The sequence below is a fragment of the Nocardia sp. NPDC057353 genome, from assembly GCF_042667085.1.
Classification (GTDB): domain Bacteria; phylum Actinomycetota; class Actinomycetes; order Mycobacteriales; family Mycobacteriaceae; genus Nocardia.
On the sequence record NZ_JBHVAK010000031.1, the window covers coordinates 39,047 to 58,863 of the forward strand.

The window sequence follows — 19,817 nt, forward strand, 5'->3', positions numbered from 1 at the left end:
CGGGGAGTGCGTCAGGCCGCGGCGGTCGCGGCCGCGGGGCGGATGTGCGCGCGGGCGAAGCGCGCGATCTCGGCGGTGAGCGCGCGGCTCTCCGGCAGGTAGGGGAAGACCACCGGGAAGGCGTGGATCTGGCCGTACCAGAGGTGCAGCTCGCAGGGCACTCCCGCCGCGGTGAGCCGGGCGGCCATGACCTCGGAGTCCAGCCGCAGGAACTCGTCGTCGCAGGCGGCGAGCAGGGTCGGCGGCAGCCCGGCCAGCGCGCCGTCGACGGGGGAGAGCGTCAGGTCGACCCGGCCGTCCCTGGTGCAGCCCAGCTCGGCGATGCGCGGGAAGGCCGCGGTCGGCAGGTACGCCTCGGTGGCGGCATTGCGGTGCGCGAGCTTGGTGGTCAGGTCCAGGTCGAGCCAGGGGCTGAGCGCGACCACCGCGGCCGGGGCGGGCAACTGCGCGGCGGCGGCGGCGATGGCGGTGCTCAGCGAGAGGAAGCCGCCGACCGAGTCACCGGCGAAGACGACCGACTCCGGGGTCGCGCCGCGCTCCAGCAGCCAGCGGTACCCGGCGAGGCAGTCCCGCACCGACTCCGGCACCGTCGCGGCGGGCAGGTACCGGTAGCGCACCTGCAGCACCGGCAGCCCGGTGGCCGCGGAGAGCTCGGCGGCGAAGCGCCGGTGCGTGTGCAGCCCGCCCGCGACGAAGCCGCCGCCGTGGAAGTAGAGCAGCGCGCCCGCGCCGAAGCCGTCCGGCACCCTCGCGGCGCGCACGATCGCGCCGCGCACGGCGCCGTCGGCGACCGGCTCGACCCGGACGGCGGTGCGCACCGGGAGCAGCCTGGCCCCGAGGTCGACCAGCGGGGTCGCGCGCAGTACCAGCGGCGAGAGGGGCAGCAGGCTCAGCGCCGGGCGCACCAGCCCGCGCACCGCGGTGGTCGCGAGCTGGGAACGCAGGCTGGGCCTGCGCCGCGCGCCTGCGCCGAAGTGGTGCCGGGCCGGTGGAGTCATGGGCGTCGCCTCTCTGGGGCCTCCGAAGAAGATGAAGCAAGCGTTTCATCTTGAAACGGTTGATGTCAATACCGGCCCGGGATGGGAGGATCGCCGCATGAGCTCTCCGAAGCTGTGGCGCGGGCAGACCCTGCGGGACCGCTCCCTGGATCGCCGCGAGCAGATGCTGGACGTGGGCGAGGAACTGCTCGGCACCGGCGGCGCCGCCGCCGTTACCACCCGCGCCGTCATGCGGCAGACCAACCTGAGCCCGCGCTACTTCTACGAAACCTTCGACACCCGCGAGGATCTCGTGATCGCGGTCTACGACCGGGTGGAGACGCGGCTCTTCGAGCGCATGCGCGAAGTCTCCGTCGCCGCCGGGCTGCGCGCCGCCATCAGGGAGATCTTCGAGATCTGCGCGCGGTACTTCGAGGAGGACCCCGGCCGCGCCCGCATCCTGCTCCGCGAACCGCTCGCCGACGACACCCTGCGCGCGCACAGCGCCGACCGCGCCCCCGCCTTCCTCCGGCTGCTCATCCCGGTGCTCGGGGCCGAGGCGGGCGCGGTGGTCCCGGCGGGCGACGAGGATCTGGCGCTCGGGGCGGCCGCGCTCGGCGGCAGCCTGGTCTCGCTCTACCTGGAGTGGACCGACGGGCGGCTCCCGGTCGGGCGCGACCGGCTCGCCGAGACGGCGGTCTCGGTGGTCTTCGCGGTGCTCGGGGCGGTGCGCGAGCAGGGCTGACGGGGACGGGCCCTTGACAAGGGCGGGCCACAAGTTGAAACATGCGCTTCATATTGAAGCGCCCGTTACCGCTTGCTGTCCGCCCGGAAGGACCCGCGCCGATGACCACCGAACCCCGAACCACACCCGACCGCGCCATCGTGATCATCGGCGCGGGCATCGCCGGGATCGGCATGGCGATCCTGCTGCGCCGCAACGGCATCGAGGACTTCACCGTGCTCGAACGGGCCGACGACATCGGGGGAGTGTGGCGGGACAACACCTACCCCGGCGTCGGCGCCGACGTGCCGTCGTTCAGCTACCAGTACTCCTTCGAGAAGAACCCGAACTGGTCCCGGCTCTTTCCCAAGGGCGAGGAGATCAAGGCCTACCTCGACCACTGCGTGCGCAAGTACGACATCGCGCGGCACATCGAGTTCGGCACCGAGGTGCTGGAGCGGCACTGGGACGAAGACGCTCGCGTGTGGCACCTGCGCACGAGCGGTGGCGAGTTCACCAGCCGCTACGTCATCAGCGCGCTCGGCCCGTTCGTGAACGCCCGCACCCCCGCCATTCCCGGGCTGGACGACTTCACCGGCACCGTCATGCAATCCCAGCACTGGGACCACGACCGCGACCTCACCGGGCTTCGGGTCGGCGTGGTCGGCACGGGCGCCAGCGCCGTGCAGCTGGTGCCGCACGTCGTCGAGGACGCGGCGCACCTGAGCGTATTCCAGCGCCGCGCCATCCACGTGCTGCCCAAGCTCGACCTCCCGGTGCCGGAGCCGGTGCAGCGCGCGCTCGCCGGCGTGCCCGGCGCGCAGAACGTGCTCCGCTACGCCTTCACCGCCCAGGTCGAGGCGCTGCTGGTCGCGGTCGCCGCCTACGGCCGCTCGGTGGCCCCGCTGGCCCGCGGCCTCTCCGCCACCAGCAGGGCGCTGCTGCGCACCCAGGTCAGCGATGCCGGGCTGCGCGCGGCGCTCACCCCCGACTACGACTTCGGCTGCAAGCGCCCCAGCGTCTCCAACGCCTGGTACCGCACCTTCGCCAGGGACAACGTCACCCTCGTCACCGATGCCATCGAGCGCGTCACCGCCACCGGCATCCGCACCGCCGACGGCGCCGAGCACCCGCTCGACGTCCTGGTGCTCGCCACCGGCTTCCACTTCGCGCACGAGCCGGTCAACTACCGGATCTCCCCGGTGCGCACCTCCGACGGCTTCGACCTCGCCGAGTTCTTCGAGCACGAGCCGCTGCAGTCCTACGAGGGCGTGAGCCTGCCGCAGCTGCCGAACGCCTTCTCGCTCTTCGGCCCCTACTCCTGGTCCGGCGGCTCCTACCACGTCATGGTCGAGACCCAGGCCAACCACATCATCCGGGTGCTGCGCGAGGCCGGGCGCCGCGGCGCCGAGCGGGTCGCGGTCCGTCCCGAGGCCAATGCCAGGTTCCTGGAGTTCGTCCGGGCCCGCGCCCGGAACTCGCTGCTCGCCATCAGCAACTGCGCCCCCGCGGGCAGCTACTACTTCGACCACCACGGCGACTTCAGCTCACTGCGCCCCACCACCGGGCTGCAGGCCTGGTGGACCAGCCGGACCTTCCCGCTCGACGACTACACCTACGCCTGAGCCAGCGCCCGCACGAGCAGGCTCGCGATCACCGCCTGGCCCGCGGTGGCGAAGTGGATGCGGTCCGCGCTGAGCAGGTCGGGGCGATCGTTGAGCGGGTGCGCCCAGCAGTCGGCGACCACCGCGCCGTGCGCCGCGGCCAGGGTGCGGGTGAGGTCGTTGAGGCGGGCGACGCGCTCGGTGAAGTCCGGGTAGGCGGAGAGGGAGAAGGCTCGGCCGAGGGTGAAGACGCTCAGCTGGGCGCCGGTGCCCGCCGCCCAGGTGTACATGGCGGCGAGGTCGTCCTCGATCCGGTGCCAGTCCGGGGTGCGGCGGATGATGTCGTTGGCGCCGCTGTTGAGGTGCAGCAGGTCGGGGGCGAAGGTCTCGATCCTGGTGGTCTGCTCGCGCAGCGCCTCGGCGGTGGTGGCGCCGACCCGCGCCGTGTTCAGGTACGCCAGGTCGGTGTGGACCAGGCGCAACGCGCGCTCGACCCGGGCGGGCCAGCCGAGGTCGGCGTAGCCGGGGGTGGCGTCGCCGACGCCGAGCGAGAGGCTGTCGCCGAAGACGCCGAAGCGCCGCCACGGGGTGGCGGCGAGCAGCGCGGCGGCCGCCTCCGTGTCGAGCACGTGCGGGTCGGCGGTCTCGGTGGTCGTTGGCGCATCCGTCGGTGGCACGGACCCCTCCCGGTGAGTTGGAAAATCGAACTCACTCAGCGTGCGGGAGTCGGTTTGAAAAAGCAACCCAGTCGGGTGGACAATGAGGCCATGCCCGCGGCACCCACCGGGAAGACCCCGCGCGACTGCACGATCGCCGACGCCCTCGAGGTCGTGGGCGACCGCTGGAGCCTGCTGATCGTCCGCGAACTCTTCTACGCCGAGCGGCGCTTCACCGAGATCGTGCGCAATACCGGGGCGCCGCGCGATATCGCGGCCACCCGGCTCCGGAAGCTGGCCGAACACGGCGTGCTCGACCGCGAGCAGTACAGCGAGCGGCCCGCCCGCTACGCCTACCGGCTCACCGCCGCGGGGCGGGCCCTCGCTCCGGTGTTGCTCGCGCTGAAGCGGTGGGGGCACGAGTACGTGCGGGACGGCGCCGATCCGGTGCGGTTCGACCACACCTGCGGGCACGAGTTCGTGGCCGAGCTGCACTGCGCGGCCTGCGGGGCGGCGTTCGAATCCGGGTCGCTCACCCGGAACTCGCCCGCCTAGCAGGCCGCGCAGGCCCGTCAGGCGGCGAAGAGCGCCAGGCGCGGCGACTCGTGCACGGCGCTGTAGTGCGCGGCGTCGCCCTTGACCACCCGGCTTGGGGTGCCGTGGACGTCCACCGGGACATCGCCCGCCAGGGTGATGCGGTGCAGCCTGCGCTCCTGGCCGCCGTAGTCGGCGATGCCGTAGTGCTGGGTGGCCCTGTTGTCCCAGATCGCGACGTCGCCGAGCCGCCAGTTCCAGCGGAACGTGTTCTCCAGCTTAATGATCCGAGCCTGGAGCAGCTGGTAGAGCGCGTGGAACTCGGCGGTGCCGAGCCCGGTGAAGCTCTTGGCGAAGTGCCCGAGCAGCAGCGCGCGCTCGCCGGTCTCCGGGTGCACCCGCACGACCGGATGCACGGTCTCGTACTCGGTGCTGGTGAACTCCTGGTAGTTGGCGGGCGTGCTCCGCCCCGGCGTACTGGCCTGGGCGGCGTAGTCGTAGAGGTTGCTGTGCGTCGCCCACAGCTCCTCGGTGAGCGCGCGCAGCGCGGGCGGCAGCTGCTCGTAGGCGGCGACGGTGGAGGCCCAGGTGGTGGCGCCGCCGTACCCGGGCAGGGTGACGGCGCGCAGGATCGACGCCTTGGGGATGCGGTCGACGAAGGTGACGTCGGTGTGCCAGCTGTTGGCCGCGTTGTCGATGGTGAGCAGCCTGGCGCCCTTCGAGGTCAGCGTCGGGTGCGGTTCGGTCGGCGTGCCGAGCAGCGCGGCGAACTCGTACTGCGTCTCGTCGTCGAGCTGGTGCTGGCCGTCGACGACGACGACCTTGTTGATCGCCAGGGCCAGCCGGATCGCCTCGACCCGCTCGGCGGGCAGGTCGCCCGCGAGCCGGACGCCGCCGATCCGTGCGCCGATGTGCTCGCCGAGCTTCTCGACGGTGATCCCGGCCTGCCGGTAGATCTCCGCCGCGCCCGCTTCGCGGTCGGCCCTGATGTCGTTCTGCGCGAGTGTCATGGTCGTGTTCTCCTCATTCGCCGAGCAGGAAGTTGCCGATGTATTCGCGGACGCTGTCGCTGCTCGGCGGGTGGAAACTCCCGGCGCGCACGTCCCGGTAGAGCCGCTCCAGCTCGTTGCGGCGGTGGATCGACCCGCCGCCGCCGATCTCCAGCGCGAGATCCACGACCTCGCGCGCGGTGCGGGTGCCGTGCTCCTTGACCGCGAAGAGCGCGAGCAACAGCCGGTCGCCGAGGTCCTCGCCGCGGTGCAGCTGCCCGGTGACGTGGTCGAGGTGCGCGGTGGCCGCCGTCAGCGCCAGCTCGGCCTCGGCCGCGTGGTACCGCACGTACGGCTTCCCGCCCACCGGGCGGTCGCCGAGGCTCAGCACGTTCCTGGTCCGCGCCGACTCCAGCGCCACGTCGAGGGCGCGGCGCGCGATGCCGAGGTAGACGTTGACCAGCGCCGGGATCGCCCACGGCAGGATCGAGGCGATGAACGGACCCGGGTTCGCGCCCTTGTCGTAGCGGTCGACCACGTACTCCTCGGCCACGAACACGTCGGTGAGCACGGTGTCGTGGCTGGCGGTCGCCCGCACGCCGAGCGTGTCCCAGGTCTCCACCGTGCGCACCCCCGCGCTCTCCCGCGGGACGAAGGCGTGGATGATCCGCGGCCGCTCCGGGTCGCTGTCGTCGCGGGCGTGGATGCCGAGCCAGTCCCAGGCGGGCGAGAGCGAGGTGAAGATCTTGTGCCCGGTGACCCGGTAGCCGCCCTCCACCGGCACCGCGCTGGTGGTGGAGTCCTCGATGGCCAGGTCGTTGCCGCGCTCACCGTGCCCGGAGGCGATCACCTTCCCGGCCGCGACCTCGTGCGCCAGCCAGTCCAGCGAGCTGTCCCCGGCGGCGATCCGGTCGGCGAGCGGGCCGGTCCAGTACAGGTGCATGTTCACGCCGAGCGCGGTGGCGGGCGCCCAGTACGCCAGCGCCCGCTGCGCCCGGTTGAACTGCGGCAGCGCCCACCCCAGCCCGCCGTGGCTCACCGGGATCGCCGCCCGCAGGTACCCGGCCGCGCGCAGCGCCTCGAGATCCTCGGTGAAGAACCGGTTCTCCCGGTCGTACCCCGGCGCCCTGGCGTGGAATTCGCGGAGCAGCTGCTCGGGCAGGACGCCGGGCGCCTGCGCCTCCTGAACCGGTGGTGCGGCGAGATCTGTCATGGCGCACTGTCCCCTCGTCGTGCGTCCCCCGTCTGCGGGCGACGTAGCAGGGACGACGGTAGGAGGCGGCGGTGCGCGGCGGAAGGAATCGAGTCAGCGCGAGTGCAACGCTGGGCGCTGCGGCGTTGCGCGTCAGCGCATTACGCGCCGCCGCCGAGCCCGAGGAGCTCGGTGTTGCCGTGCTTCGCCGCCTCGGTCTCCAGCGTGGTCCCGCGCCGGAACGGATCGCCGGTGCCGGTCGTGATCAGGTCGTGCAGGCTGGTCGTGAGGTAGGCGCCCCAGGCATTCGTGCAGATGTCGTAGCACTCTCCGGACGGGCGCAGGCCGACGTGGGTGAAGCGGATCTCGGTGCGGCCGTCGCGCTCGGTGAGGTCGAAGACCACGTCGGTGTCCTCCCACTCCGCGGTGTCCGCCACGAAGGACAGGGACGAGTCGGTGACGTGCCAGACCAGCCGCCGGCCGGGGACCGACTCGGTAGTGGTCATGGTGCAGCGGTGCGCGCCGGGCACCTCGAAGCGGTAGCTGTCGCCGACCGTCCCGGTGCTGCCGACGATGGTCTCGGACCACCAGCCGCGGACGTCGTTGATCGCGGCGAAGGCCTGCGCGGGGGTGGCGTCGACGGTGATGGTGGCGGTGAAATCAGCTGTGCTCACCGGTGTTTCCTTCCTGGGAGTCGAGATGGTGACGGAGGGCGGCGAGCGGGCCGTCCCAGTCCCGCGCCAGCGCGGCGAGGAACTGCTGGGCGACCCGCATCGGGGCGGAGTCGAGGCGGTAGCGGACCCGGCGGCGCTCGCCGGGCTCGGCGATCACCAGCCCCGCCTCGGCGAGCAGCGCGAGGTGCTTGGCGATCGCCTGCCTGGTGATGGGGAGCCGGTCGGCGAGGTCGGTCGCGGTGGCGGGGCCGTCCGCGGCGAGCCCGGCCAGGATCGAGCGCCTGCTCGGGTCGGCCAGCGCGACGAAGACCCGCTCGGCGGTGGCCTCGGGCTCAGGCGGCATCGAGGTAACCGGCGAGCTCGGCGAGCTCCTTGCCCCAGCCGTCGGTATTGCCGTCGAAGGCGACCTTGTGCGCGTCGTCGGTGAGCTGCGCGAAGCCGGTCTCCACCACGGTGAGCCTGGTACCGGCGCCGGTTTCCTCGAGCGTGAACTCGACGTAGGTGCGGCGCGGATCCTCCTCCGGCAGGCCGTGCACGTGCCAGGTGAAGCCGAAGACGCTCGGCTCCTCGACCCGCTCCACCCGCAGGTGCTCGGTGTGCTCGCCGTCCCAGGTCAGCTGCGCGGCGCCGCCGGGGCGCAGATCGATGGCGGCGCTGTGGCCGAACCAGGAGCCGAGGCCGTCGGCGGTGGTGATCGCCGCCCAGACGGCGGCGGGCGGGTGCGCGAGGTCGAGGGTGCGGACGATGCGATCGGGAAAGGCCATGATGTGCTCCTCTATAGCAACCGTTGGATTGCTATAGAGGCTATTGCAACCCATTGGTTGCGTCAAGGCCGGTGTGGGTTCGACGGATTCGGTCACTTGTCCAGATGGGCGGCGGCAGGGGGTTGTCGCCCCGCCGCGCCGGTACCTACCATCCGGTAACCGGCCGCGTGACCCGTTGCCGGCGTTCGGAACCTGCCACCGAGGACTGTGCGACGATGCCTTCTCACTCCGGCGATCTCGGGATCTCCCGCCGCGACCTGCTCGGCGGCGCCGCCGCTGCCTGCACACTCGCCGCGCTGGGCGCGGCTCCGGCCTGGGCCGCGCCGCACGGCGGCGATGCCGATGCCATCGTCGTCGGCGCCGGGCTCGCCGGGCTGGTGGCGACCAGCGAACTCGTCGCCGCGGGCAGGCGCGTGCTGCTGCTGGACCAGGAGCCGGAGGCGAGCCTCGGCGGGCAGGCGTTCTGGTCGCTGGGCGGGCTCTTCCTGGTCGGCTCGGTGGAGCAGAAGGTCGCGGGCATCCGCGACTCCTTCGAGCTGGCCCGCGCGGACTGGTTCCGCACCGCGGGCTTCGACCGCGGGGTCGACGACCCGCTCGGCGAGGACCACTGGGCCGCGCGCTGGGCGGAGGCGTACCTGCACTTCGCCGCGGAGGAGAAGCAGGCGTGGCTCTTCCGGGAGGGCATGCGCTGGGTGCCGATCGTGGGCTGGGCCGAGCGCGGCGAGGGCCCGGACACGCCGGGCAACTCGGTGCCGCGCTTCCACATCACCCTCGGCACCGGGCCCGGGGTGGTCGAGCCGTTCGAGCGCAAGGTGCGGCAGGCCCCGGCCCGGCTGCTCACCTTCGCCTTCCGGCACCGCGTCGACGAGCTGGTCACCACCGGCGGCGCGGTCTCCGGCGTGCGCGGCGCGCTCCTGGAGCCGAGCACGGCGGCGCGCGGCACGCCGAGCTCGCGCACCGAGGTCGGCGAGTTCGAGCTGCGCGCGCCGATCGTGATCGTCACCTCCGGCGGCATCGGTGCGAATCACGATCTGGTGCGGCGCAATTGGCCCGCTCGGCTCGGCGCCCCGCCCGCGCGGCTGATCACGGGGGTGCCCGCGCACGTCGACGGCCGCATGCTCGGCATCACCGAGGCCGCGGGCGCGCGGCTGGTGAACCGGGACCGCATGTGGCACTACACCGAGGGCATCGCCAATCACTCGCCGATCTGGCCCGACCACGGCATCCGGGTGCTCGCCGCGCCCTCATCGATGTGGTTCGACGCCACCGGGCAGCGCTTCCCCAGCCCCGGCATTCCCAGCGTCGACACGCTCGGCACGCTGGAGCTGATCGCGGCGACCGGCCACGACTACTCCTGGTTCGTGCTGAACAAGCGGATCGTCGACAAGGAGTTCGTGCTCTCGGGCTCCGAGCAGAACCCGGAGCTCACCGCGAAGGACCTGATCGGCTACCTCGCCATGCGCGCCTTCAACGACACCCCGCCGCCGGTGCGGGCCTTCCTGGACCGGGGTGCGGACTTCGTCGTCGCCGACACGCTGCCCGAGCTGGTCGCGGGCATGAACCGGCTCGCGGGCACCGACCTCGTCGCGCTCGACCGCCTACATGCCCAGATCGGCGCCCGCGACGACGAGATCGACAACCCCGCGAGCACCGACCCCGGGATCGTCGCGCTGCGCCGCTCCCGCGCCTACATCGGCGACAGCCTCGCCCGCACCACCGAGCCGCACCGCCTCCTCGACCCCGCCGCCGGGCCGCTCATCGCCATCCGGATGAACATCCTCACCCGCAAGACGCTCGGCGGGTTGCAGACCGACCTCGCGGGCCGGGTGCTCGACTCCGCGGGCGCGCCGATCCCCGGGCTGTACGCGGCGGGGGAGGCGGCCGGGTTCGGCGGCGGGGGAGTGCACGGCTACCGCGCGCTGGAGGGCACCTTCCTCGGCGGCTGCCTGTTCTCCGGGCGCGAAGCGGGCCGTGCCGCCGCCCGCGCGAGCGCCTGATCCTCGGGCCTTATGCTCTGCAAATGTCGACGGCGGGTTTTCTCCTCCTCATCGCGGCGCTCTTCCTCGCCGTGGTGCTTGTCATCGGGTTCATCGCCTACAGCGCGTCGCGGGTCAAGGACACCTCCCGATCCGGGGAGTGGTCGGCGGCCGACAGCGACCTGCCGGACACCGGCGGCGACTCGGGGAGTGCGGGCAGCTGCAGCAGCGGGTCCTGAACCCGATGCGCCGCAACGGCTTCGGGGGATCGACGATTGCATTTCGCGGCGACGGCGGTAGCATGGCCGGCGATGCGGCTCGTGCCGTCGGTACGAATCGCATCGATCTCGGATACCGAGCTGCCGAGGCCTCCGGGTCTCGGCAGTCTCCGCCGGAGGGCTGTCTAGTATGTAAACATTGCGCTATGCGCATCAATCTATAGACCGGGGCTGACGGTATCCGACGGAGTTGTCGGCTCGTGTCCCGCCGGGAGCGCCTCGCGCGGTCCGGTTCTTCGGCCGACGTCGACCACCGTCTCCGGGCGCCGGGAAACACGCTTCGACCACAGCGTTCGTGACCTCGCGGTCTCGACCCGGTCTCGACCGCCGCCGGCGACCCACGAACGGGTAACAGCCTGGCCGCGCGCCGATTTCGATCGGCACCACCCGATCTCCGCCGCACCGCCCGTATTGCCGCGCCGACCCCCGCGGCCTACGGTCGAGGCCCACGAAAGTCGTGATCACGGCGAGCGCGTGCCCGCCGGATCGGGGTCCCCGGGGAGTTCGCGATGGGTCAGAAGCCGAGGCCGACCACGGCGCCGGGGCGCGTGCGCCCGGTGTGCCTGCGGGACTACTGGGCGCACCCGGCGCGGGTGCTGCTGGTCGAGGACGACCCGGCGACCGCGGAGATGATCGCCATCGTGCTCGCGGGCCAGCGCCTGATCGTCGACCACCTCGCGGCGGGCGCGCAGGCCGCCGCGCACGCCCGCCGCCACCGGCCCGGGCTGATCCTGCTCGACCTCATGCTCACCGACCTGCACGGCGTCGCGGTGTGCCGGGCGCTGCGCGCGGTCTGCGCGGCGCCGATCGTGATCGTCTCGGCCACCAGGGACGAGGGGGTGATCGCGGCCGCCATGGCCGCGGGCGCGCACGGCCACCTGCCCAAGCCCTTCGCCGTGCACGACCTGCTCGCCCAGGTCGACAACCACCTCCCGCCGACCGCTGCACCGCTGCCGATCACCATGCCGCTCGGCATCGCGGCGGCATCTCCGCTGGTAGACGCGGTAGCGGGGCAGCTGCCGCACTGAAACCTGGTACCGGGCACCGGGTTTGTCTTACGCTGTACGGGCTTGGGGGAACGGATCGACCCGGGAGAACGATGGCCAGCCTCGAACAGCGCTACACCGATCTCGTCGAGGCCATCGGGGAGCTGGCCACCGTGCCCGATCCCGACCGGCTGACGGAGCTGCGCGCGCAGCACGCCGAACTCGACGCCCAGTGCAGGCGCGCCGCGCTGAACGCGCACGAGCGGCACCGTGCCCGCCGCGCCAGCCTGGAAGCCGACCGGCTGCTCGGCGAGGCGGAGGCGCGCGCCCGCACCGCCGCCTCGCCCGCACCGGCCGCGCACTCCGCGACGGCGGGCGGCGGGCTGAGCCCGGACACCCTCTCCCACCTGCGGGCGGCGCTCGACCGCTACCAGGACCGGAGCCGGTCGCACTAGCGCGGCGCGCAGTTCACCGGGCGCGGCCGGGTCGCATCAGCGCGGGCGCGGAGCTCAGCGGGCGCAGCCGGTCGTGCCGACGCGGGCGCTGAGCTCAGAGGGCGCGCAGGCGGGCGCAGACGGTGCGGTAGATGGCGGTGAGCCCGGCATCGGTGCGGCCGGGCGCCTCCGCCTCCACCCACTCCTCGAACGCGAGGTGCAGCGCGATCTGCGCGACCGAGAGGATCATCCGCAGCCGGGCGCGGTCCGCCGCGGTGCAGCGCTCGTCGAGCAGCGTCAAGGAGCGCTGGGTGCTGCTCGCGTGCCGCGCGACCGCGGCGCGGCTCAGCGCGGCGTCGGTGGCGACCAGCCGCTGGATGCGCCGCGTGGTCGCGGCGACCTCGCTCTGCTCGTCGTCACCGATGCTCGCGACCACCCCGGCGAAGACCGCCTCGACGTCGGCGAGCGTCAGCGCGGCCGGGTCCGCGGTGCGCAGGCGGCGGTCGAGCGCGTCGTCGAAGCCGTACACGTCGAAGAGGACGCACTCCTCCTTGGTGCCGAAGTAGCGGAAGAAGGTGCGCTGGGAGATGCCCGCCGCCGCCGCGATCTCGTCGACGGTGGTGCGGTCGGCGCCCTGGCGCTCGAACAGGGTGAGCGCGGCGGCGCGGATCTCGATCCGGGTGGCATTCCGCCTGCGGGCGCGCAGATCGGGCGCGGCCTGGGAGTTCACCGGCTCAGAATACGCACGGGCATCCGATGTCAACATGGCAGTCGCTGACAAGATTGATAGTCTTCCTCGGTACCAGCGCGACGAGCGATCGGAAGAAGCACGTGACACAGACCGAGGTGGCGGCGAGCGGTGGCACCACCGGCGAAGCCGGGGGCAGGCGGGGCGCGATCCTGCTGATCGGGTTGCTGCTGATCGCGGCCTTCGTGGTGATCCTCAACGAGACGATCCTGAGCGTCGCGCTGCCGACCCTGATGGCCGACCTCGGCATCACCGCGGCCACCGCGCAGTGGCTGACCAGCGGTTTCCTGCTCACCATGGCGATCGTCATCCCGACCACCGGGTTCATCCTGCAGCGCTTCACCATGCGCGCGATCTACATCGTCGCCATGGCGCTGTTCACCGCGGGCACGCTGCTCGCCGCGCTGGCGCCGGGGTTCGAGGTGCTGGTGGTGGCCAGGGTGGTGCAGGCGGCGGGCACCGCGCTGATGATCCCGCTGCTCATGACGACGATCCTGAACGTGGTGCCCGCGGAGTCGCGCGGCCGCACCATGGGGCTGGTGTCGATCGTGATCTCGGTGGCGCCCGCGGTCGGGCCGACCGTCTCCGGGCTGATCCTGCAGTCGCTGAGCTGGCGCGCCATGTTCTGGATCGTGCTGCCGATCGCGGTCGCGGTGCTCATCCTCGGCGGGGTGTTCGTGCGCAATGTGACCGAGCCGCGGGAGGCGCACCTGGACTACGTCTCGGTGCCGCTGGCCGCGCTCGGCTTCGGCGGGCTGGTGTACGGGCTGAGCAGCATCGGCGAGGCGGCCTCCGGGCACACCCCGGTGCCGCCGTGGGTCTCGCTCACCGTCGGCGCGGTCGCGCTCGCGCTCTTCGTGGTGCGGCAGCTGAAGCTGGTCGACCGCGGGCGGGCGCTGCTCGACCTGCGCGCCTTCGCGATCGGGCCGTTCCGGCTTGCGGTCGCGCTGATGGCCAGCCTGATGCTGACGCTGTTCGGCGCACTCATCGTGCTGCCGATCTACCTGCAGAACGTGCTCGGGCAGGACGTGCTCACCACCGGGCTGGTGCTGCTGCCCGGCGGGCTGGTCATGGGGCTGCTCGCGCCGGTGGTCGGCGCGCTGTTCGACAAGTGGGGCGCGCGGCCGCTGGTGCTGCCGGGAACCATCGTGCTCAGCGCGGGCGTCTGGGTGCTGGCCACCCTGGACGAGCACTCGTCGATCGGGATGGTGATCGCCGCGCACGTGGTCGTCAGCATCGGTATCAGCTGCGGGCTCACCCCGCTCATGACCTCCGCGCTCGGCTCGCTCCCACCCGAGCTGTACTCGCACGGCAGTGCGACGGTGAGCACCATCCAGCAGGTGGCGGGGGCGGCGGGCACCGCGCTGTTCATCACGATGATGACGCGCGGGACCGAGTCGGCGCTGCGCGCGGGGAGCGAGGCGGTCGCGGCCACCGCGGACGGCGTGCACACGGCGTTCCTGGTGGCCGGGGTGCTCTCGCTGGTGCTGGTGGTCGCCGCGGCGATGGTGCGGTCGCCGAAGAAGATCGCCGCGGAGTAGCGCTGCGCCCCGGTCGCGGGAGCGCGCGGCTCCGACCTGCGCGGTCGTGGATGAAGGTTTTCTCATCTTCGACTCATCGAGGGGTCATGCGGATCGGCCATAGTGTCTTGTATGTCCGGATCACGCCTCTTCGCCGCCATCCTCGCGACCCTCGGCGCCACCGCGGTGGTGCTCGCCGCCTTCGCCTTCGCCCGCTCGCCGGGGCCCGATGTCGAGGGCGACCCGGTCTCGGTGTCCATCGCGCCCGCCGGTTCGTCGGGCGCCTCGGCGCCGCCCGCCCCGCCCGGCCCCGCGCCGGACGGCGGCACTGTCGCCCCCGCGCCGGGCCCCGCGACCCCGCCGCCCCTGGTCGACGCCAGGCCCGCGGCTCCCGCACCGCCGCCCGCCCCCGCGCCGCAGCCGCGGGCGCCGCAGCAGGCACCGCCGCCGCCGGTGTGGTCCGACGACGATGACGACTTCGACGACGACGATGACTGATCGGCACCGGGGCGCGGCCGACCCGGTCACCGTCCCCGCCTTCGACCCTGCGGGCCCGACCCTGCCGCGGGCCTGGGCGGCCGCCCCGAACCCGGGGGTGCACGGGCCCGGCCAGGCCCCGATCGCCCAGCGCCGGTCCGGGCCCCCGGTCGACCCGCCCGGCGCGGGTGCCGGATCGGCCCCGGCCACCGCGGTATCGCCCGTCCCGCACAGCCAACCAGCCGGGCACACCCCGGCTCCGGCAGCATCGCCTGTCCCGCAGGGCCCGCCGAGCCTGCACACCCCGGCCGCGGGGCCTGCGGTCCGGCCCGCCGACCCGCCCGAGCCGACCGTGCCGCGGGCCCGCGGCTCCCGGCTCCCGGCCCGCTGGCGGATCACCGCCTGGATCATGCTGACCACGCTGCTCCTGCTGGCCGTGGTCCTGGTGACCGCGCGCAGCCTGCTCATGCGCGATGTCAGCACCAGGGCGAACGCAGATCTGGCGCAGGAGGCCGACGAGTTCCGCACCTTCGCGGCGCAGGGCGTCGACCCGACGACCTCGCAGCCGTTCACCTCGGTGCGGCGGCTGCTCGAGGTCTACCTGCAGCGCCAGTCGCCGGTGGACGGCGAGGTGATGGCGGGCGTGGTCGACGGCGTCCAGCTCGACGTCGTGCGCGGCAACCTGCCCGCGGCGGTGGCGAACGACCCGACCCTGTTCCCCGGGCTCGCCATGCTCCCCAGCACCGCGGCGGTCACCGAGTCCGCCGCGGGCGAGCTGCGCTGGGGCCGGGTCGACATCGACTCGGCCGACGGCAGGGGGTCGTTCGTGATCGCGGCGTTCACCCGCGGCGGCCACGTCGCGGTCGACCGCACCATGCGCACCGTCGCCGCGGTCTCGCTGACCGGGCTGGTCCTCACCACTGGCATCGCCTACCTGGTGGCGGGGCGGATCCTGCTGCCGGTGCGCACGGTGCGCGAGGTGGCCGCCGAGATCGGCGAGACCGACCTGAGCGGCCGGGTCCCGGTCGAGGGCCGCGACGACGTGGCGGCGCTCGCCGCCACCTTCAACGCCATGCTCGACCGCCTCGAGCACGCCTACACCACCCAGCGCCGCTTCATCGACGACGCGGGCCACGAGCTGCGCACCCCGATCACGGTGGTGCGCGGCCACCTGGAGCTGCTGCCGGACGACCCGGCCGAGCGCCGCCGCTCACTGGCGCTGGTCGACTCCGAGCTCTCCCGGATGGGCCGGATCGTCTCCGACCTGCTCATGCTCGCCAAGTCGGACCAGCCGGACTTCGTCGTCCAGCGTCCGGTGGACGCGGCGCAGACCGTGCTCGACATCGAGTCCAAGGTGCAGGCGCTCGGCGACCGTCGCTGGCACCTCATGGAGGTCGCCGAGGGGGTGGCCTGGATCGACGCCCAGCGCGTCACCCAGGCCATGCTGCAGCTCGCGGCGAACGCCGTCGCGCACACCGAGCCGGGGACGACGGTGCAGCTCGGCTCGCGCTTCGCCGACGCCGACGGGGTGCCGGTGATCTCGTTCTACCTCTCCGACCAGGGGCCGGGGGTGCGGCCCGAGGACGCGCCGCTGATCTTCGAGCGCTTCCGGCGCGGCGCCCCGAACGAGCACCGGGCGGGCGCCGGGCTCGGCCTCGCCATCGTCCGGGCCATCGCGGACGCGCACCACGGCTCGGCCTGGGTGCGCAGCGTGCCCGGCGACGGCGCCACCTTCGGGCTCGACCTGCCGGTCGAGCCGCCGCACGAGAACCGCAGGGAGATGCGATGAGCCGGATTCTGCTCGCCGAGGACGACGTGCACATCGTCGCGTTCGTCGGCAAGGGGCTGCGCGCCGCGGGCTACACCACCGAGCACGTCGCCGACGGCGAGACCGCGCTGCTCATGGCCCGCACCGGCGCCTTCGACATGGTGATCCTGGATATCGGGCTGCCCGCCATGGACGGCTTCACCGTGCTGCGCCAGCTGCGCGGCGAGGGCGTCCGCACCCCGGTGGTGGTGCTCACCGCGCGGGACAGCGTGCAGGACACGGTGGCCGGGTTGGAGGGCGGCGCCAACGACTACATGACCAAGCCCTTCCAGTTCGCCGAGCTGCTGGCCAGGGTGCGGCTCCGGCTGCAGGACGACGGCGCCGCACCGACCGGCGCCGACACCCTCGCGCACAACGGCCTGGAGCTGGACCTGCGCTCGCGCCGCGCGCACGTCGACGGCCGCACCGTCGACCTCACCGCGCGCGAGTTCGCGCTGCTCGAGCTCTTCCTGCGGAACCCGGGGCACGTGCTCGGGCGGGCCCAGATCCTGGGCCACGTCTGGGGCTACGACTTCGACCCGGCCTCCAACGTGGTCGACGTGTACGTGCGCGCGCTGCGCGGCAAGATCGGCGCGCCGCGGCTGCAGACCGTGCGCGGCATGGGGTACCGGCTGCTGTGACGCTCACGGAGTACCGCACCGTCCCGCCGGGCAGGCAGGCGCCGCCGTCCGCCCCGCCCCGGCTCACCCGCCCGGCCGCCTGGTCGGCCGTGGTCGCGCTGCTGCTGGCCATCGGCGTCCTGACCGCCTCCGTGCTCGGCCACCTCGGCCGGGACGGCGCCGTCACGCTGGTGGTGTTCCTCGCCGCGGTCTGGATGTGGGTCTTCGCGACGGTGCCGGATGCCACGGTCGCGCTCGGCGCGGCGCTGACCCTGGTGCTCACCGGCACCGTCGACACCGGCACCTTCACCGGCACGCTCGGCGACTCGGTGATCTGGCTGCTGGTCGGCTCCTTCCTGATCGCCGCCGCGGTCACCGCGACCGGGCTCGCGGCGCGGGTGGCGGCCAGGGTGCTCGGCGCCGCGCGCGGGCCGCGCACGCTGGTGCACCTGGTGACGCTGGCGCTGCTGCTCACCACCTTCGCCGTCCCGGCCACCTCGGGGCGCGCCGCGCTGGCACTCCCGGTGTTCCTGGTGCTGGCCGCGGTGCTGCGCGAGCGGCCCCGGCTGGTGCTCACCCTGGCGGTGCTGATGCCGTCGGTGATCCTCTTCTCCGCCGTCGGCTCGCTGCTCGGCGCGGGCGCGCACCTGATCACCAGTGAGATCACCGAGGCCGCGACCGGCACCGGCTTCGGCTTCACCCGCTGGCTGCTGCTCGGGCTGCCGCTCGCGCTGCTCTGGTCGCACCTGGCCGCCGAGATCGCGCTCGCCGTCTTCACCGACCGCGCCGAGCGGGGCAGGCCGCTGCGGATCCCGCTCGGCGCCTTCACCGGGAGCGCGGGCGTCACCGGCCCGCTGACCCGCGCGCAGCGCCGGGTGATCCTGCTGCTGGCGGTGGTGGTGGCGGGCTGGTGCACCGAGCCGTGGCACGGCATCGACCCGGCGGTGATCGCCATGCTCGGCGCGCTCGCCGCGACCGCGCCCTGGATCGGCGCGACCACGCTCACCGCCGCCGCCAAGACCATCCCGTGGCCGCTGCTGCTCTTCCTGGCGGCCACGCTCTGCCTCGGCATCGCGCTCACCGAGAGCGGCGCCTCGGCGTGGCTGGCCGGGCTGGTATTCGGCCCGGTGCAGGCCGCCGGTGCCGCGGCGGGCACGGTGTTCGTGCTGCTGGTGCTGCTGATCTCGCTCGGCGCGCACCTGGTGATCCAGTCCCGCTCGGCGCGCTCGGCGGTGCTCATCCCGGTGGTGGTGGCGACCGCGCCGGTGCTGGGGATCGACCCGCTCGCCGCGGCCTTCCTCTCCACCGCCGCCGCCGGGTTCTGCCACACGCTGCCCGCCTCGGCCAAGCCGGTCGCGCTCTTCGCCGCGAGCGAGGAGGTGCCCGGGTACCGCCCGGCCGACCTGCTCCGCTACTCCGCCGCCATGGCGCCGCTCTCCGCGGTGCTGCTGCTCGGCTTCGCCTACCTGGTCTGGCCCGCGCTCGGGCTGCCGCTCACCCGGTGAGCACCGTGTTCCCCCGTTCCGAGAGGTCCGTCATGCAACGAGTTCTGGTCGCTCCCAGTGGGTTCAAGGAGAGCCTCGGCGCCGCACCGGTGGCGGAGGCGATCGCCGCCGGGGTGCGGCGCGCGCTGCCCGGTGTGCGGGTCGACATCGCCCCGGTGGCGGACGGCGGCGAGGGAACGGCCGCGCTGCTCGCCGCCGCCACCGGCGGCACGCTGCGCCACCGCACCGTCACCGGGCCGGTGGGCAGGCCGGTCGCGGCGCACTGGGCGCGGCTCGGCGGCCGGGCCGCCGGGGTCGCGGTGGTGGAGATGGCGGCAGCGGCCGGGCTCGCGCACGTCCCGCCGGACGACCGCGATCCGGGCCGGACCACGACGTTCGGCGTCGGCGAGCTGATCGCCGCCGCGCTCGACGACGGCGCGCACACCGTGCTCATCGGCTGCGGCGACTCCGGCACCTGCGACGGCGGCGCAGGCGCGCTGCAGGCGCTCGGCGCCCGCATCCTGGATGCCGACGGCGCCGAGATCGGCCACGGCGGCGCCGAGCTTGCCCGCGCGGTCCGGCTGGACCGCTCCGGCCTGCACCCCCGGATCGGGGCGGCGACCATCGTGGTCGCGGGCAACCCGCGCAATGTGCTGTGCGGGCCGCGCGGCGTCGCCAGGGTCTTCGGGCCGCAGAAGGGGGCGAGCCCGGCGCGGGTCGAGGAGCTCGCCGCCGCCATGGAGAACTGGGCGGCGGTGCTGGAGCGCGACGGCGCCGCCGCGGGCGACCTGCGCGGCGGCCCGGTCACCGGCGCCTCCGGCGGGCTCGGCGCCGGGCTCGCGGCCGGGCTCGGCGCGCTGCTGCGCTCCCGCTTCGACGCGCTGCTCGACTCCGGCCTCGCCGGGCTCGACCTGGACCGCAGGATCGCCGCCGCCGACCTGGTGATCACCGCCGAGGGCTCGATCGACCTGCAGACCCCGCACGGCAAGGTGCCCGCCGAGATCGCCCGCCGGGCCCGGCTGCACGGCACCCCGGTGGTGGCGCTCGCCGGTTCGCTCGGCGAGGGCGCGCCGTCGGTGCACGACGTCGGGATCGGCGCCATCGCCTCGATCATCCCGGTCCCCATGTCGCTGGCCGAGGCCGTCGCCGACGCCGAGCGGCTGATCACCGACGCCACCGAGCGCATGATGCGGATGATCCTGCTCGGCGGCATCGTCTCCGGCCGCGCCCCGCGGCGCGCGGCGGTCCCCACCCGGCGCCGCGCCGTCGCGCTCGCCGGACGCCCGCGGCGGCGCGGCTGATCAGCGCCGGGGCAGTTGTCTTGACTGCCGGATGGACGTGCGTCTAATTTCAGGGACGTACCGCGGTGGCGT

General features: G+C 73.6%; 21 protein-coding genes. 13 read left to right on the forward strand and 8 right to left on the reverse strand.

All coding sequences use genetic code 11. From position 1 onward, the window contains the following. Nucleotides 1-11: 11 nt before the first annotated feature. Nucleotides 12-998, reverse strand: coding sequence for an alpha/beta hydrolase (locus tag ACFUUZ_RS17870; RefSeq protein ID WP_378697438.1), 987 nt, complete (start codon nt 996-998; stop codon nt 12-14). 97 nt (nt 999-1,095) lie between these two features. On the opposite strand from ACFUUZ_RS17870, the gene ACFUUZ_RS17875 reads away from it, so the two are divergent. Both ACFUUZ_RS17875 and ACFUUZ_RS17880 read left to right on the forward strand, forming a co-directional pair. Further along, nucleotides 1,096-1,722: a TetR/AcrR family transcriptional regulator gene (locus ACFUUZ_RS17875; RefSeq protein ID WP_378697440.1), complete on the forward strand. Its 627-nt coding sequence runs from the start codon at nt 1,096-1,098 to the stop codon at nt 1,720-1,722. 101 nt (nt 1,723-1,823) lie between these two features. After that, entirely contained in the window at nt 1,824-3,326 is a 1,503-nt protein-coding gene (locus ACFUUZ_RS17880) for a flavin-containing monooxygenase (protein ID WP_378697442.1), read from the forward strand. Here ACFUUZ_RS17880 and ACFUUZ_RS17885 read toward each other — a convergent pair. Continuing rightward, nucleotides 3,317-3,982: an SGNH/GDSL hydrolase family protein gene (locus tag ACFUUZ_RS17885; RefSeq protein WP_378697444.1), complete on the reverse strand. Its 666-nt coding sequence runs from the start codon at nt 3,980-3,982 to the stop codon at nt 3,317-3,319. The two genes, ACFUUZ_RS17880 and ACFUUZ_RS17885, sit on opposite strands and share 10 nt — an antisense overlap. 90 nt (nt 3,983-4,072) lie before the next feature. On the opposite strand from ACFUUZ_RS17885, the gene ACFUUZ_RS17890 reads away from it, so the two are divergent. After that, complete coding sequence (locus tag ACFUUZ_RS17890; RefSeq protein WP_378697446.1) at nt 4,073-4,516, forward strand: winged helix-turn-helix transcriptional regulator; 444 nt, start codon at nt 4,073-4,075, stop codon at nt 4,514-4,516. Between the two features lie 17 nt (nt 4,517-4,533). On the opposite strand, the gene ACFUUZ_RS17895 is transcribed toward ACFUUZ_RS17890, so the two are convergent. The 5 genes from ACFUUZ_RS17895 to ACFUUZ_RS17915 form a co-directional block, all read right to left on the reverse strand. Then, nucleotides 4,534-5,505, reverse strand: coding sequence for a TauD/TfdA dioxygenase family protein (locus tag ACFUUZ_RS17895; protein ID WP_378697448.1), 972 nt, complete (start codon nt 5,503-5,505; stop codon nt 4,534-4,536). A gap of 13 nt (nt 5,506-5,518) precedes the next feature. Next, nucleotides 5,519-6,697: an acyl-CoA dehydrogenase family protein gene (locus tag ACFUUZ_RS17900; protein WP_378697450.1), complete on the reverse strand. Its 1,179-nt coding sequence runs from the start codon at nt 6,695-6,697 to the stop codon at nt 5,519-5,521. 140 nt (nt 6,698-6,837) lie between these two features. After that, nucleotides 6,838-7,350 carry an SRPBCC domain-containing protein gene (locus ACFUUZ_RS17905; RefSeq protein WP_378697452.1) on the reverse strand — a complete coding sequence of 171 codons (513 nt, stop codon included), beginning with the start codon at nt 7,348-7,350 and terminating at the stop codon, nt 6,838-6,840. Further along, nucleotides 7,337-7,693, reverse strand: a complete 357-nt coding sequence (locus ACFUUZ_RS17910; protein ID WP_378697454.1) for an ArsR/SmtB family transcription factor — start codon at nt 7,691-7,693, stop codon at nt 7,337-7,339. Before ACFUUZ_RS17910 ends, ACFUUZ_RS17905 begins: the two co-directional genes overlap by 14 nt. Then, a complete protein-coding gene (locus ACFUUZ_RS17915) occupies nt 7,683-8,114 on the reverse strand; it encodes an SRPBCC domain-containing protein (RefSeq protein ID WP_378697456.1) in 432 nt (143 codons plus the stop codon). Before ACFUUZ_RS17915 ends, ACFUUZ_RS17910 begins: the two co-directional genes overlap by 11 nt. A gap of 215 nt (nt 8,115-8,329) precedes the next feature. Between ACFUUZ_RS17915 and ACFUUZ_RS17920 the strand changes: the two genes are divergently transcribed. The 4 genes from ACFUUZ_RS17920 (at nt 8,330) to ACFUUZ_RS17935 (ending at nt 11,809) form a co-directional block, all read left to right on the forward strand. After that, a complete protein-coding gene (locus ACFUUZ_RS17920; RefSeq protein WP_378697458.1) occupies nt 8,330-10,111 on the forward strand; it encodes an FAD-binding dehydrogenase in 1,782 nt (593 codons plus the stop codon). A 23-nt stretch (nt 10,112-10,134) separates the two neighbouring features. Continuing rightward, nucleotides 10,135-10,329, forward strand: coding sequence for a hypothetical protein (locus tag ACFUUZ_RS17925; RefSeq protein ID WP_378697460.1), 195 nt, complete (start codon nt 10,135-10,137; stop codon nt 10,327-10,329). A 548-nt stretch (nt 10,330-10,877) separates the two neighbouring features. After that, a complete protein-coding gene (locus tag ACFUUZ_RS17930; protein ID WP_378697462.1) occupies nt 10,878-11,396 on the forward strand; it encodes a response regulator in 519 nt (172 codons plus the stop codon). A 71-nt stretch (nt 11,397-11,467) separates the two neighbouring features. Further along, the gene (locus ACFUUZ_RS17935; RefSeq protein ID WP_378697464.1) at nt 11,468-11,809 is read left to right on the forward strand and encodes a hypothetical protein; all 342 of its coding nucleotides are present in this window, start codon (nt 11,468-11,470) and stop codon (nt 11,807-11,809) included. 94 nt (nt 11,810-11,903) lie between these two features. Here ACFUUZ_RS17935 and ACFUUZ_RS17940 read toward each other — a convergent pair whose 3' ends face one another. Beyond that, a complete protein-coding gene (locus tag ACFUUZ_RS17940) occupies nt 11,904-12,518 on the reverse strand; it encodes a TetR family transcriptional regulator (protein ID WP_378697466.1) in 615 nt (204 codons plus the stop codon). Nucleotides 12,519-12,619: 101 nt separating this feature from the next. Between ACFUUZ_RS17940 and ACFUUZ_RS17945 the strand changes: the two genes are divergently transcribed. The 6 genes from ACFUUZ_RS17945 to ACFUUZ_RS17970 all read left to right on the forward strand — a co-directional run bounded on the left by ACFUUZ_RS17945 (nt 12,620) and on the right by ACFUUZ_RS17970 (nt 19,745). Continuing rightward, nucleotides 12,620-14,077, forward strand: a complete 1,458-nt coding sequence (locus ACFUUZ_RS17945; RefSeq protein ID WP_378697468.1) for an MDR family MFS transporter — start codon at nt 12,620-12,622, stop codon at nt 14,075-14,077. Nucleotides 14,078-14,188: 111 nt separating this feature from the next. Continuing rightward, nucleotides 14,189-14,554, forward strand: a complete 366-nt coding sequence (locus tag ACFUUZ_RS17950) for a hypothetical protein (RefSeq protein WP_378697470.1) — start codon at nt 14,189-14,191, stop codon at nt 14,552-14,554. Further along, complete coding sequence (locus ACFUUZ_RS17955; RefSeq protein WP_378697472.1) at nt 14,547-16,322, forward strand: ATP-binding protein; 1,776 nt, start codon at nt 14,547-14,549, stop codon at nt 16,320-16,322. The genes ACFUUZ_RS17950 and ACFUUZ_RS17955 overlap by 8 nt, the downstream gene beginning before the upstream one ends. Next, entirely contained in the window at nt 16,319-16,981 is a 663-nt protein-coding gene (locus ACFUUZ_RS17960) for a response regulator transcription factor (RefSeq protein ID WP_378697474.1), read from the forward strand. The genes ACFUUZ_RS17955 and ACFUUZ_RS17960 overlap by 4 nt, the downstream gene beginning before the upstream one ends. Further along, nucleotides 16,978-18,465: an SLC13 family permease gene (locus ACFUUZ_RS17965; protein WP_378697476.1), complete on the forward strand. Its 1,488-nt coding sequence runs from the start codon at nt 16,978-16,980 to the stop codon at nt 18,463-18,465. The genes ACFUUZ_RS17960 and ACFUUZ_RS17965 overlap by 4 nt, the downstream gene beginning before the upstream one ends. Before the next feature lie 32 nt (nt 18,466-18,497). Continuing rightward, a complete protein-coding gene (locus ACFUUZ_RS17970) occupies nt 18,498-19,745 on the forward strand; it encodes a glycerate kinase (protein WP_378697478.1) in 1,248 nt (415 codons plus the stop codon). Nucleotides 19,746-19,817: the final 72 nt, after the last annotated feature.

What these genes read in the sequence shown, in the direction of transcription:
- ACFUUZ_RS17870 (WP_378697438.1), bottom strand. Translation starts at nt 998, where the DNA reads ATGACTCCACCGGCCCGGCACCACTTCGGCGCAGGCGCGCGGCGCAGG.
- ACFUUZ_RS17875 (WP_378697440.1), top strand. Translation starts at nt 1,096, where the DNA reads ATGAGCTCTCCGAAGCTGTGGCGCGGGCAGACCCTGCGGGACCGCTCC.
- ACFUUZ_RS17880 (WP_378697442.1), top strand. Translation starts at nt 1,824, where the DNA reads ATGACCACCGAACCCCGAACCACACCCGACCGCGCCATCGTGATCATC.
- ACFUUZ_RS17890 (WP_378697446.1), top strand. Translation starts at nt 4,073, where the DNA reads ATGCCCGCGGCACCCACCGGGAAGACCCCGCGCGACTGCACGATCGCC.
- ACFUUZ_RS17895 (WP_378697448.1), bottom strand. Translation starts at nt 5,505, where the DNA reads ATGACACTCGCGCAGAACGACATCAGGGCCGACCGCGAAGCGGGCGCG.
- ACFUUZ_RS17900 (WP_378697450.1), bottom strand. Translation starts at nt 6,697, where the DNA reads ATGACAGATCTCGCCGCACCACCGGTTCAGGAGGCGCAGGCGCCCGGC.
- ACFUUZ_RS17910 (WP_378697454.1), bottom strand. Translation starts at nt 7,693, where the DNA reads ATGCCGCCTGAGCCCGAGGCCACCGCCGAGCGGGTCTTCGTCGCGCTG.
- ACFUUZ_RS17915 (WP_378697456.1), bottom strand. Translation starts at nt 8,114, where the DNA reads ATGGCCTTTCCCGATCGCATCGTCCGCACCCTCGACCTCGCGCACCCG.
- ACFUUZ_RS17920 (WP_378697458.1), top strand. Translation starts at nt 8,330, where the DNA reads ATGCCTTCTCACTCCGGCGATCTCGGGATCTCCCGCCGCGACCTGCTC.
- ACFUUZ_RS17925 (WP_378697460.1), top strand. Translation starts at nt 10,135, where the DNA reads ATGTCGACGGCGGGTTTTCTCCTCCTCATCGCGGCGCTCTTCCTCGCC.
- ACFUUZ_RS17930 (WP_378697462.1), top strand. Translation starts at nt 10,878, where the DNA reads ATGGGTCAGAAGCCGAGGCCGACCACGGCGCCGGGGCGCGTGCGCCCG.
- ACFUUZ_RS17935 (WP_378697464.1), top strand. Translation starts at nt 11,468, where the DNA reads ATGGCCAGCCTCGAACAGCGCTACACCGATCTCGTCGAGGCCATCGGG.
- ACFUUZ_RS17950 (WP_378697470.1), top strand. Translation starts at nt 14,189, where the DNA reads ATGTCCGGATCACGCCTCTTCGCCGCCATCCTCGCGACCCTCGGCGCC.
- ACFUUZ_RS17955 (WP_378697472.1), top strand. Translation starts at nt 14,547, where the DNA reads ATGACTGATCGGCACCGGGGCGCGGCCGACCCGGTCACCGTCCCCGCC.
- ACFUUZ_RS17960 (WP_378697474.1), top strand. Translation starts at nt 16,319, where the DNA reads ATGAGCCGGATTCTGCTCGCCGAGGACGACGTGCACATCGTCGCGTTC.
- ACFUUZ_RS17970 (WP_378697478.1), top strand. Translation starts at nt 18,498, where the DNA reads ATGCAACGAGTTCTGGTCGCTCCCAGTGGGTTCAAGGAGAGCCTCGGC.